The organism is Kitasatospora sp. NPDC056731 (genome assembly GCF_040687675.1).
Taxonomy (GTDB): Bacteria; Actinomycetota; Actinomycetes; order Streptomycetales; family Streptomycetaceae; genus Kitasatospora.
In genome coordinates this window covers 167,094-179,649 of record NZ_JBFBNR010000003.1, presented here as the reverse complement: position 1 = coordinate 179,649, position 12,556 = coordinate 167,094, and the positions used below count along the sequence as shown (strand labels likewise).

Annotated in this window: 8 protein-coding genes; 7 read left to right on the top strand and 1 reads right to left on the bottom strand. The window is 72.7% G+C overall.

Annotated elements, in window-relative coordinates:
• The first annotated feature begins 105 nt into the window (after window positions 1-105).
• From AB0R04_RS04925 to AB0R04_RS04905, 5 genes are all read left to right on the top strand, one after another.
• Window positions 106-807, top strand: coding sequence for a PadR family transcriptional regulator (locus AB0R04_RS04925; protein WP_063348480.1), 702 nt, complete (start codon window positions 106-108; stop codon window positions 805-807).
• Window positions 808-933: 126 nt separating this feature from the next.
• Window positions 934-2,016 carry an inositol-3-phosphate synthase gene (locus AB0R04_RS04920; RefSeq protein WP_363368248.1) on the top strand — a complete coding sequence of 361 codons (1,083 nt, stop codon included), beginning with the start codon at window positions 934-936 and terminating at the stop codon, window positions 2,014-2,016.
• Between the two features lie 140 nt (window positions 2,017-2,156).
• Window positions 2,157-3,494: an MFS transporter gene (locus AB0R04_RS04915; protein ID WP_363368246.1), complete on the top strand. Its 1,338-nt coding sequence runs from the start codon at window positions 2,157-2,159 to the stop codon at window positions 3,492-3,494.
• A gap of 96 nt (window positions 3,495-3,590) precedes the next feature.
• Window positions 3,591-4,250, top strand: a complete 660-nt coding sequence (locus AB0R04_RS04910; protein ID WP_363368243.1) for a hypothetical protein — start codon at window positions 3,591-3,593, stop codon at window positions 4,248-4,250.
• Between the two features lie 34 nt (window positions 4,251-4,284).
• Window positions 4,285-5,337 carry a hypothetical protein gene (locus AB0R04_RS04905; protein ID WP_363368241.1) on the top strand — a complete coding sequence of 351 codons (1,053 nt, stop codon included), beginning with the start codon at window positions 4,285-4,287 and terminating at the stop codon, window positions 5,335-5,337.
• A 58-nt stretch (window positions 5,338-5,395) separates the two neighbouring features.
• Here the strand turns inward: AB0R04_RS04905 and AB0R04_RS04900 are convergent, their stop codons facing one another.
• Window positions 5,396-6,820 carry a CCA tRNA nucleotidyltransferase gene (locus AB0R04_RS04900; RefSeq protein ID WP_363368386.1) on the bottom strand — a complete coding sequence of 475 codons (1,425 nt, stop codon included), beginning with the start codon at window positions 6,818-6,820 and terminating at the stop codon, window positions 5,396-5,398.
• 331 nt (window positions 6,821-7,151) lie between these two features.
• Here AB0R04_RS04900 and AB0R04_RS04895 point away from each other — a divergent pair, with 331 nt between their 5' ends.
• The gene (locus tag AB0R04_RS04895) at window positions 7,152-9,731 is read left to right on the top strand and encodes a DUF6049 family protein (protein ID WP_363368239.1); all 2,580 of its coding nucleotides are present in this window, start codon (window positions 7,152-7,154) and stop codon (window positions 9,729-9,731) included.
• Between the two features lie 57 nt (window positions 9,732-9,788).
• Window positions 9,789-12,290: a murein biosynthesis integral membrane protein MurJ gene (gene murJ / locus AB0R04_RS04890; protein WP_363368237.1), complete on the top strand. Its 2,502-nt coding sequence runs from the start codon at window positions 9,789-9,791 to the stop codon at window positions 12,288-12,290.
• Window positions 12,291-12,556 lie beyond the last annotated feature (266 nt).

Below are 12,556 nucleotides of genomic sequence, written 5' to 3'. Positions count from 1 at the left end.
AAGGCCCGGTTTACTGTTCTCGATATATCGAGCCGATACATCGACGCGGCATACCGCCCGATGCAGCGGCCGGACAACGGCCGAGAGGTAAGGAGGACGACGGCAATGGGCAGGCGCTCAGGAGTGCTGGAGTTCGCCGTTCTCGGTCTGCTCCACGACGCCCCGATGCACGGCTACGAGCTGCGCAAGCGGCTCAACGTCCTGCTCGGAACGTTGCGGGCGTTCTCGTACGGAACGCTCTACCCGTGTCTGAAGAGCCTGGTCGCCCAGGGCTTCCTGGTCGAGGACAACCCGGACGTCGAGTACGTCCCGGCCACCGCGCTCAACGGCAAGCGGTCCAAGACCGTCTACCGGCTCTCCCCCGAAGGCAAGCAGCGCTTCGAGGAGCTGCTCGCCGACTCCGGGCCCGACGCCTGGGAGGACGAGCACTTCGGCGTCCACTTCGCGTTCTTCGGCCAGACCGACCGGGCCGTGCGGATGCGCGTCCTGGAAGGGCGTCGCAGCCGGCTGGAGGAGCGACTGGAGAAGATGCGCAACTCGCTGGCCCGCGCCCGCGAGCGGTTCGACGACTACACCGTCGAGCTGCAGCGGCACGGACTGGAGTCGGTGGAGCGCGAGGTCCGGTGGCTCAACGAGCTGATCGAGACCGAGCGGGCCAACCGCACCGGCCGGACCGGGCCCGCCACCGGCGGCAACACCACCGCCGTACCCCACAAGACTTCGGACGGCCGTGGCCAGGAGGAAGGGTCCCAGGACCCGCCCGGGCCACCGTACGACCGCCCGGGGCGCTCCGCCCAGGAGCGCTGACACCGCGTCAGCCCTGTGCCGCGCGGCAGGAGTGGGCGCCTCGCGCCCGTACAAGCAGTCATCGAAGAAGCAGGACGAGTGCCGTCGACCCCGGCGGCCCTCATGAGATCACAGGGAGCAACCGGAATGGGTTCGGTTCGCGTAGCCATCGTGGGCGTGGGCAACTGCGCCGCGTCGCTGGTGCAGGGTGTCGAGTACTACAAGGACGCCGACCCGGCCGGCAAGGTCCCCGGGCTGATGCACGTCCAGTTCGGTGAGTACCACGTCCGCGACGTGGAGTTCGTCGCCGCGTTCGACGTCGACGCCAAGAAGGTCGGCTTCGACCTGGCCGACGCCATCGGCAGCAGCGAGAACAACACCATCAAGATCTGCGACGTGCCGCCGACCGGCGTCACCGTCCAGCGCGGCCACACCCTCGACGGCCTGGGCAAGTACTACCGGGAGACCATCGAGGAGTCCGACGAGACCCCGGTCGACGTCGTCCAGGTCCTCAAGGACCAGCAGGTCGACGTCCTGGTCTGCTACCTGCCCGTCGGTTCCGAGGCCGCCGCCAAGTTCTACGCCCAGTGCGCCATCGACGCCAAGGTCGGCTTCGTGAACGCCCTGCCGGTGTTCATCGCGGGCACCAAGGAGTGGGCGGACAAGTTCACCGAGGCCGGCGTGCCGATCGTCGGTGACGACATCAAGTCCCAGGTCGGCGCCACCATCACGCACCGCGTGATGGCCAAGCTGTTCGAGGACCGCGGTGTCATCCTCGAGCGCACCATGCAGCTGAACGTCGGCGGCAACATGGACTTCAAGAACATGCTCGAGCGCGAGCGCCTGGAGTCCAAGAAGATCTCCAAGACCCAGGCCGTCACCTCGCAGATCCGCGACCGCGAGCTGGGCGCCAACAACGTCCACATCGGCCCGTCGGACTACGTGGCCTGGCTGGACGACCGCAAGTGGGCGTACGTCCGCCTGGAGGGTCGCGCGTTCGGCAACGTCCCGCTGAACCTGGAGTACAAGCTCGAGGTCTGGGACTCCCCGAACTCCGCCGGTGTCATCATCGACGCCGTGCGCGCCGCGAAGATCGCCAAGGACCGCGGCATCGGCGGCCCGATCCTGTCGGCCTCCTCGTACTTCATGAAGTCCCCGCCGGTGCAGTACTTCGACGACGAGGCCAAGGAGAACGTCGAGAAGTTCATCCGCGGCGAGGTCGAGCGCTGAGGTAGAGCGCCGGAGCCGGCGGCGGGTGACCGCCACCGGCCGCGCCGGAGGGCCCACGATCATCGGATCGTGGGCCCTTCACCGTTTCTCGGCGAATGTTTCACGTGAAACAGCGGCCGGTTCCATGGCACTCTGGGCGGGTGGCGATCACCGAGAACGGCAGCACCCACCAGTCCGCACACCGTGCCACGCTTCTCGGTCTGCTCCGCGGCCGGGACTTCCGGCGGCTGCTGACCGCCCGGGTACTCTCCCAGCTCTCGGACGGCGTCTTCCAGGTCTCGCTCGCCGCCTACGTCGTGTTCTCCCCGGAGAAGCAGTCCTCCCCCGCCGACATCGCCTCGGTGCTGGCCGTGATGCTGCTGCCGTTCTCGGTGATCGGCCCGTTCGCCGGGGTGCTGCTGGACCGCTGGCGCCGCCGCCAGGTGCTCTACTACGGCAATCTGGCCCGCTTCGGGCTCGGCCTGGGCACCGGCGCCCTGCTCCTGGCGGAGGCACCGACCTGGCTGTTCTTCGCCTCGGCGCTGCTGGTCACCGCGCTCAACCGGTTCATCCTGGCCGGCCTGTCCGCCGCGCTGCCCCGGGTGGTCGAGCAGGACCAGCTGGTCACCGCCAACGCGCTCTCCCCCACACTGGGCACGGTCGCCGCCGCCTCCGGCGGAGGGGTCGGCTTCCTGCTGCACCAGGTGATGACCCCCGGACCGAAGGCCGACGCCGCGCTGGTCACGGTGGCCGCGCTGCTCTACCTGTCGGCCGCACTGGCCGCCCGCCGGATGGACCGCGACCTGCTCGGCCCGGAGAAGCACGGCGACCGCCCGGCGCTCGGCCAGGCGCTGGTCCGGGCCGCCGTCGAACTCGGCGCCGCCGTGCGCCACTTGGTGCGGGACTGCCGGCCCGCCGTGCACGCGATGGCCGCCGTCACCGCGGCCCGGTTCTGCTACGGCGTGCTGATCGTGGTCGTGGTGATGCTCGCCCGGTACACCTTCAACGACCCGACCGACAGCGCGGCCGGACTGGTCACGCTCGGCCAGGCGGTCGGCCTGTCCGCCGCCGGGTTCTTCGTCGCCGCGCTGGTCAGCCCCTGGTGCACCCGGCGGCTCGGCCTGGCCGGCTGGCTGACGGTCTGCCTGGCGGCCCCGGTGGTCTTCGTCCCGGCGCTCGGCCTGAGCTTCACCCTGCTGCCCTGCCTGCTCGCGGCGCTGCTGCTCGGGGTGGTCACCCAGGGCACCAAGATCTGCGCCGACACCGTGGTCCAGGAGTCGGTCGAGGACGAGTACCGCGGCCGGGTCTTCGCGATCTACGACGTGCTGTTCAACGTCGCCTTCGTGACCGCCGCCCTGGTCACGGCGCTGGTGCTGCCGCTCTCCGGCCGCTCGGTCGTGGTGGTCGTCGGGGTCGCCGCGGTGTACGGGCTCTCGGCGCTCCTCTACCTGCGCTCCGCCCGGCGGTACGGGCCGCTCCCCGGCGACCGGGCCTCCTGAAGGCCCTCGGCCCCTCGGAACGGGGGCGTCCGACCGAGTCGCTAAGGTACGTCAGACCTGTCGCAGCGACAGCACTCGGCCTCGGGGGACGAACTGATGAGCACACCGCCCGGCCCGTACGGGCCACCTCCGCCGTACGGGCCGCCCCCGCAGCCGGCCCCGCCGTACGGGCAGGTGCCGTACATCCCGTCGCAGCCCCAGCCCGGGCCCCCCGGCTTCGGACCGCCCCCGCCCGGGCCGCCCCAGCCCGGACCACCCCAGCCCGCACCGCCCGGCTTCGGACCGCCCCCGGCCTACGGCCAGCAGCCGCCCGGCTACGGCGCCCAGTCGCCGTACGGCCAGCAGCCGCCCGCCGGTCCGTACGGCTACCCGCCGCCCGCCGCCGCCGCCGAGACGCCCCCCGCGAAGCGCGGCGTCAAGGCGAAGCTGCGGATCGTCGGCCTGGTCGGCGGCTGCCTCGCGCTGGCCGTCGGATACTTCGCCAGCGGCCCGAGCGTCAGCAGCGCCAAGCCCGGCGACTGCGTCCGGGTGAGCGGCACCCGCGATGTCGAGATCGTCAAGTGCACTGACGCCAAAGCGAATTACCGGGTCCTGTCGACGTTCGGCGACACCACCGACGTGAACCGCTGCCGGCAGACGCCGCAGACCACCAGCGCCGTCTCGGGCAAGAGCGGACGCCGCTGGAACAAGAAGCGGTACGTGCTCTGCCTCGGCCCGATGACCCCGGCCGGCGCCCCGCTGCCGGGGAAGGCCTGACCTCTCCACCACCACCGCATCCCCGGGGGACCTCTTGTCCGTTCCGCCGCCCCAGCTGCCGTACGGCGCCCCGTCGCCCGACGACGGCAACCCGTACGCCACCGGCAACCCCTACGGCCGGCCGACCCCGCCCCCGCCGCCGGGCCCGCCGCCCGGCTACGGCTACCCGGCCGCCCCGCCGCCGCCCGACCAGCCGTACGGCTACCCCCCGCAGCCCTCGCCCGGCTACGGGTACGGGTACCCGCCGCCGGCGCCGCAGGACGGGCCCGCCTGCCGCTTCTGCGGCGGCTTCCCGGCCGTGGACGCCACCGTCCGCGGCCACCAGGGCCTGGTCCTGGCCTACCGGATGCTGCGGATGCCGGGCCCGTTCTGCCGCACCTGCGGGACGGCGACGGTGCGCGACCTGTCCGCCCGCACCCTGGTCCAGGGCTGGTGGAGCCCGGCGTCGGTGCTGCTGGCGCCGATCACCCTGCTGCTGAACCTCGCCGCCAACGGCAAGGTCAAGCGGCTGCCGCCGCCCGTCCCGGGCAGCCACGGCCCCCAGCTCGACCCCGGCGTCCCGCTGGGCCGGCGGCCGCACGCGCTGATGCTGCTGCTGCCGCTCTCGGTGGTCGTCACGCTGGTCCTGGCCGCCACCGGGGTGCTCGGCCCGAAGAAGGACGACCCGGTCGCGCCGATCGCGATACCGACGGTGACGGTGCCCCCGGTGACCACCTTCTCGCCGCCGCCGACCTACACGCCGCGGCCGTTCCCCTCGCCGACGTTCAGCATGCCGCCGGTGCCCACCATCACGCTGCCGCCGCCGACCGCCCCCAGCACCGCTGCCGACAGCATCGACCGGGCCAACCCCGGCGACTGCCTGCGCAACGAGAACGGCACCGGCGCGACCCACGACGCCAACCCGAAGATCACCATGCTGCCCTGCGGCGACTCCCGCGCCCAGTACAAGGTGGTCTTCAAGTACCTGGCCACCTCCGACGAGAAGGTCTGCGAGAAGCAGCCGAAGTCGGACAGCACCTACACCCGCACCTACTCCAACCTGCCGGCCCTCAACTACGTGCTCTGCCTGCAGAGCCTCCACGGCTGACCCGGCACGCCCGAGGGGTGGTCCCGGCGTCGGCCGGGACCACCCCTCGCAGCACCTCTCAGCCCTGCTGCTCGGCCCACCAGGCCCGCAGCGCGGCCACCGCCGCGTCGTGCTCCAGCGGGCCGTGCTCCAGCCGGAGTTCGAGCATGTGCTTGTACGCCTTGCCGACCTGCGGGCCGGGCTTGAGCCCGAGCAGCTCCATGATCTGGTTGCCGTCCAGCGCCGGGCGGACGGCGTCCAGCTCCTCCTGGGCCTTCAGCTCGGTGATCCGCTGCTCCAGGCCGTCGTAGGTGCGCGACAGCGCCGCCGCCTTCTTGCGGTTGCGGGTGGTGCAGTCGGAGCGGGTGAGCTTGTGCAGGCGCTCCAGCAGCGGTCCGGCGTCGGTGACGTAGCGGCGCACCGCGGAGTCCGTCCACTCGCCGCCGCCGTAGCCGTGGAAGCGCAGGTGCAGCTCGACCAGCTGCGAGACGTCCTCGGTGAGCTCCTTGGAGTACTTGAGCTCGCGCATCCGCTTGCGGGTCATCTTGGCGCCGACCACCTCGTGGTGGTGGAAGGAGACCCGGCCGTCCGACTCGAAGCGGCGGGTGCGCGGCTTGCCGATGTCGTGCAGCAGCGCGGCCAGCCGCAGGGTGAGGTCCGGGCCGTCCTGCTCCAGGTCGACGGCCTGTTCCAGGACGGTCAGCGAGTGCTCGTAGACGTCCTTGTGCCGGTGGTGCTCGTCGCGCTCCAGCCGCAGTGCGGGCAGCTCGGGCAGCACGTGGTCGGCCAGGCCGGTGTCGACCAGCAGCCGCAGGCCCTTCACCGGGTGCTTGGCCAGCAGCAGCTTGTTCAGCTCGGCCTGGACGCGCTCGGCGGACACGATGGTGATCCGCTCGGCCATCGCGGTCATCGCGGCGACGACCTCGGGGGTCGGCTCGAAGTCGAGCTGGGCGGCGAAGCGGGCGGCGCGCATCATCCGCAGCGGGTCGTCGGAGAAGGACTCCTCGGGGGTCGCGGGGGTGCGCAGCACCCGGGCCTCCAGGTCGTCCAGGCCGTGGTGCGGGTCGACGAAGCCGCGGCCGGGCAGGTCGACGGCCATCGCGTTGACGGTGAAGTCCCGGCGGACCAGGTCCTGCTCGATGGTGTCGCCGTAGGTGACCTCGGGCTTGCGGGAGGTCCGGTCGTACGCCTCGGAGCGGTAGGTGGTGATCTCGATCAGGAAGGAGCCCTCGGGGGTGTCCTTGCGGGCGCCGACCGTGCCGAAGGCGATGCCGACGTCCCAGACCGCGTCCGCCCAGCCCTTGACCAGCCTGAGCACCTGCTGCGGGCGGGCGTCGGTGGTGAAGTCCAGGTCGTTGCCGAGCCGGCCGAGCAGGGCGTCCCGCACCGAGCCGCCGACCAGGGCCAGCCGGTGGCCGGCCGCCTCGAACCGACGGGCGATCTCGTCGGCCACCGGCGACACCCGCAGCAGCTCTTGCAGCCCCAGGGTCTGGGCCTCGCTCAGGCCTGGGACGGCCTGGACGGCGGTGCTGGAACGGTCGAGGTGCGCGGTGGACTCATTGGCAGTGGACACGGCTCACAAGAGTACGTGGCCCGACAGGTCAACCGCCCGCGCGTTTTGGGCGTCTCACCCCAAGGCCCGCGACACTGCACCGCGGGCTGCATCGTTACCATGCCGGTGGACGAGTCTCGGGCACCGGACAGGGGATGCGGTGTCGCGTGCCGCCGTGGCCGGCGGAGCTCCCGCGGCACCAGCGCGGCGAACTGCGTCGAGCGAAGAACGTCAAGCGAACAGCATCAGCAGCGAGCGATCGAGAACGGCGAGGGCGGAACGAGTGAGTGAGCCGGCACGGCACTCGGGCCTGGGGGCGGACCGACGGCCCGGAAGGACCCAACGCCCCGTCGAAGGGCACGGCACGGGGCGGCGCGCGGGGCAGGCGGCCCGCCGCCTCGCCGCCGCCTGCGGGGCCGCCCTGGCCCTGTTCTCAGCGGTCGCCCCGGCCGCGGCGCTACCCGCCGGGGGCGGCGTCCGGCCGACCACCGACAACGGCGTCTCGGCCGAGTACCCGGTGGAGATGACCATCGAGTCGGTGGCACCGCAGGTGGCCAGCCCGAACGGCATCGTGAAGATCACCGGGCACGTCACCAACACTGGCAAGGCCGCGGTCAAGAACGCCCACGCGGCCGTCCGCAAGCCGCTGTCCAGCAAGCCGCTGCAGCGGCGCAGCGACCTGTCCCTGGTGACCACCCGCAGCGGCCCGACCAACTCCGACGGCGTGGAGCTGGACAGCCCGCAGTACGCCCTGCCGGAGCTGGGTCCGGGCCAGAACCAGCCCTACACCCTGAGCGTCTCGGTGAGCGACCTCGGGCTGTCCGACAGCGGCGTCTACGAGCTCGCGGTGGACGCCTGGGGCTCGACCGCCGACAACCAGCGCGACCGACCGCTGGGCATCGCCCGGACCTTCCTGCCGTACAACCCGGGCGGCGCCGAGGCGCAGCCCAGCAAGGTCACCACGCTCTGGCCGCTGGTGCACGCGCCGGTGCTGGCCGCGCAGACCTACTCCGACAACGACCAGCCCGTCCCCGTCCTGCGCGACGACAGCCTGACCGCCGAGTTCTCCCCGGGCGGCCGGCTGTACGAGCTGGTGGACACCGGGGCCAAGATGACCGGGCTGACCTGGGTGGTCGATCCGGACCTGCTGGACACCGCGTTCGCGATGACCAGGCCGTACCGGGTGCAGAAGCCGGGCCAGGACGTCGGCAAGCCGGCCAAGGACGACAACACCGTCCCCGGCACCGGCCAGGCCGCCGCCACGGCCTGGCTGGACAAGCTGCGGGCCGCCGTCGCCAAGCCGGGCGGCCAGGTGGTGTCACTGCCCTACGCCGACCCGGACCTCGCCTCGATCGCGCACAACGGCGCCGACCTGACCGGGATGGGCACCGCCCTGGGCAAGGCGGCCACCGCCGGCCGGCTCACCGTCGAGGGGCGGCTGTCCGTCGACACCCGCTCTGACGTGGCCTGGCCGTACCAGGGCTACCTCGACCAGCAGATCGCGGGCATCGCCCAGCAGGCCGGCAACGGCCTGGTCCTGGTCAACGGCGCGAGCATGCCGGAGCCGGACGCGATGAACTACACCCCGACCGCGGTGCGCCCGATCGGCAGCGGGCAGAACGCGGTGGTCGCCGACGAGACCGTCTCCTCGCTGTTCCAGACCGACCTCGCCACCCCGCAGGCACAGACCAAGGCGAACCAGCGCTTCCTCGCCGAGACCTACACGATCACCCACGAGCAGCCGCAGAACCAGCGCGGCCTGCTGGTGATGCCGCCGCGCGACCTGACCGCGAGCACCGCCAAGGTGCTGGCGGACGCCCTGCAGACGGCCTCCGACAACAAGTGGCTCGCCCCGGTCAAGCTGGACACCCTGGCCCAGGCCTCGCCCGACCAGAAGGCCAACACCGCCGTCCCGGCGGCCGCCGACTACCCGGCCCAGGTCCGCGCCTCGGAGCTGTCCGCGGCCGAGCTGAGCAGCACCGACGAGATCCAGCAGAACCTGGACACGCTGATGCGGGTGCTCACCCTGCCGCAGCGGGTGCGCGGCCCGTTCAGCGCCGCGATGGTCCGCTCGCTGTCCACCGCGTGGCGTACCAACGCGGCGGCCGGCAGCACCTACCGCGCGGACGTCGCCAAGTACCTGGACGAACTGACCGGGGCCGTCCGGGTGCCGAAGAAGAACGTCGTCACCTTCGCCGGCAACACCGGTCTGCTCCCGGTCAGCGTCCGCAACGACCTCACCCAGACCGTCACCAACCTCAAGCTGGTGCTCACCTCGCCGCAGCCGAACCGGCTGCGGGTGGGCAAGGAGGAGGAACTGGTCATCCCCGCCTCCCAGAGCGTCACCCTCCGGTTCAACGCCGAGGCGCACAACAACGGCCCGGTCAACATGACCGCCCAGCTCTGGACCACCGGCCCCAACCCGCAGAAGTACGGCGCACCGCAGCAGTTCAGGGTGGACGTCACCTCGGTGACCAACGGCGTGCTGTACGTCTTCGCGGCCGGCGCCGCCCTGCTGCTGCTGGCCGCGCTGCGCTTCGTGCGCCAGCGCAAGCGGCGGGCCGGGCAGCCGCACACCGACGGCGACCAGCCGGTCGACGGCCCGGCGGCGGACGGCGCACCGGCCCCGGCGGCGGACGAGGCCCGGGACGGGGCGCAGGACGCGGGCGGGGACGCGGGCGGGGAGAAGCCCGACGGCGAGGCCGGGGGCGATGCCGGCGAACCCTCCGGGAACGGCCCCGGCGGCGGCCCCGAAGACGGCTCCGGCGGCGGATCCGCCGAGGCCGGCCCCGCGCAGACACCGCGCGGCAGCAACGCGGATGGCCGGGATCGGACCGCCAGTGATGAGAAGGTTGGTCCTTGATACCGCCGACCCCCCGCAACGCCGGGCCGGCCTCCCCCACGACAGCGAAGAGGTGACATGACCGGGCGCAGCGAGGAGCGGCCGCCGGGCCGCGGTGAGAACCGGCCGGGCGCCGAGTCGCCGTCCGGCGACTGGTACGTGGCCGACACCTACGCCCAGGACCCGTACGCGGCCGACGCGTACGGGAACCCGCAGGCCGGCCAGGACCCGTACGGTCTGCGGGCCGACCGGCCCGCGGCACCTCAGCCGCCGGCCACCGCGTACGACGTGCCGCCGCAGCTGCCGCCGCAGGGCGGCGGCTACCCGACGCCGGTGCCGCCGGCGCAGTACTCGGCGCCGACGCCGTTCGCGGCCCCGGTGCCGCCCGTACAGCCCGGCTGGGACACCCCGGTGCCGCCCGTGCAGCCCGGCTGGGACACCCCGGTGCAGGCCGCCTGGCAGGAGGCCCCGGCCCCGGCCGGCGGCGGCCAGTGGGGCGGCCAGGAGCAGCCCCGGCCGCAGTGGGAGCCGGGCCCGGCGCACTCGACCTGGGACAGCGAGACCACCGAGTACGTCGGGGTGGACGCGCTGTTCGGCGGCCACCAGGAGCAGGCGGCGGCCCAGCCGCCGGTGCCCCCGCCCGCCCCGGTGCACCCGATGGCACCGCCGGTCGCGCCCCCGCCCCCCGCTGCCGCCTCGCCGTACCCGCCGGTGGGCGGCTACCCGGGGCAGCAGCAGTACGCCGGCCCGGACGGGCACCGCCCCTTCGTCCCCCCGATCGAGTTCGACCCGCCGCTCTCCGAGGACGAGGCCACCATGCAGGTGGCCGCCGTGGCGGTGCCGCCGGCGGTGGAGCCGCTGGCGGACCTCGTCGCCGAGGAGCGCGCCGCACAGCCGGCGCCCGCGGCCGAGCCCGCCCCGGCGGCCGGCGGCGGCGGCAAGGTCGCGAGCCTGCTGAACTCCAGCGCGATCATGGCGGCCGGCACGCTGGTCTCCCGCGGCACCGGCTTCGTCCGGACCATGGTGATCACCGCCGCCATCGGCGTCGCCGCCATGGGCGACTCGTACAACGCCGCCTACACCCTGCCGACCCTGCTGTACATCCTGATCGGCGGCGGCGCGCTGAACGCCGTCTTCGTGCCGCAGCTGGTGCGCAGCATGAAGAACGACGAGGACGGCGGCACCGCGTACGCCAACCGGCTGCTCACCCTGGTGATGGTCGGGCTCGGCGGCGTGGTGTTCCTCGCGGTGCTCGGGGCACCGCTGCTGGTGCAGCTGATCTCGCACTCGATGATGGAGAACGCGGACCGCGCCGAGACCACGGTCGCGCTGGCCCGGTACTGCCTGCCGACCATCTTCTTCATGGGCGTCCACGTGGTGATGGGGCAGATCCTCAACGCCCGCGGCCGGTTCGGCGCGATGATGTGGACCCCGGTCCTCAACAACATCGTGGTGATCTTCACCTTCGGCGCCTACATCTGGGTGTACGGCGGCTACAGCGGCACGCACGTGACGCCCGAGGGCATCTCGCCCGAGGGCGTCCGGCTGCTCGGCCTCGGCACCCTGCTCGGCCTGGTCGTCCAGTCGCTGGCGATGATCCCGTACCTGCGGTCGGCCGGCTTCCGCTACCGGCCGCGCTTCGACTGGCGCGGCCACGGCCTGGGCAAGGCCGCCCGGCTGGCCAAGTGGACCTTCTTCTTCGTGCTCGCCAACCAGGCCGGCTTCCTGGTCATCACCCAGCTGGCCACCGCCGCCGGCAGCGCCGCCGAGAAGGGCGGCCACGAGGGCGTCGGCCTCGCGGCGTTCTCCAACGCCCTGCTGATCTGGCAGCTCCCGCAGGCCGTGATCACCGTCTCGATCATGAGCGCGGTGCTCCCCCGGCTCTCCCGGGCGGCGGCCGACGAGGACGCCGGCGCCGTCCGCGACGACCTGTCGTACGGGCTGCGCACCACCGCGGTGGCGGTCGTCCCGGGCGCCTTCCTGTTCCTGTCGCTCGGCCCGGCGATCGCCCGCTCGATCTACGGGATCGGCGGCGGTGACCGGGCCCTGGACAACGCCTCCAACGTCGGCCTGATGCTCTCGGCCTTCGCGCTCGGGCTGATCCCGTACTCGGCCCAGTACGTGATGCTGCGCGGCTTCTACGCCTACGAGGACACCCGGACGCCGTTCTCCAACACCGTCTGGGTCGCGGTCTGCCAGGCCGGGTTCTCGGTGGTCTGCTGGTTCACGCTGCCCGCCCAGTGGGCCGTGATCGGGATGTCCTTCGGCTATGGTCTGGCCTACGCCGTCGGGGTGACGGTCGCACTGCCGAAGTTGAAGAAGAAGATCGGCGGGCTGGACAGCAAGCGGATCGGCAAGACCTACAGCCGGCTGGCCACCGCCGGCGTGCCGGCCGCGCTGGTCGGCCTCGGCGTCAGCCTGGCGGTCCAGCAGGTGCTGGACGGCTGGCTGGGCAGCGTGCTGTCCCTCGTCGCGGGCGGCGGCCTCCAGCTGGCCGTGTTCGTGCTCATCGCGAAGCGCCTGCGGATCGAGGAGCTCAACGCCATGCTCGGCATGGTGCGCGGCCGGCTGGGCCGCTGATCCACCACACCGACCGACCGGACGAGCGGACGCCCTGACCGGGTGTCGACGGGAGCCACCGGCTCCTCCGCCCGTCCGGCCGGGTGCCGGGCCGCCGCCCGCGCCCGGCTCCGCCCGGGCCGCGAGATGGCGGCCCGGTGTCGGATCTGCACCACATCTCTCCACCAGCACGCAACCGAGCGCGCCCCTCAGCGGTCGTACTCGGTGGAGAAGAGTGGGCACAATTGTCCTGGAGCACGTGGCCGCCAACCCGCGGGCTCCAGCGA

What these genes read in the sequence shown, in the direction of transcription:
- AB0R04_RS04925 (WP_063348480.1), top strand. Translation starts at nt 106, where the DNA reads ATGGGCAGGCGCTCAGGAGTGCTGGAGTTCGCCGTTCTCGGTCTGCTC.
- AB0R04_RS04920 (WP_363368248.1), top strand. Translation starts at nt 934, where the DNA reads ATGGGTTCGGTTCGCGTAGCCATCGTGGGCGTGGGCAACTGCGCCGCG.
- AB0R04_RS04910 (WP_363368243.1), top strand. Translation starts at nt 3,591, where the DNA reads ATGAGCACACCGCCCGGCCCGTACGGGCCACCTCCGCCGTACGGGCCG.
- murJ (WP_363368237.1), top strand. Translation starts at nt 9,789, where the DNA reads ATGACCGGGCGCAGCGAGGAGCGGCCGCCGGGCCGCGGTGAGAACCGG.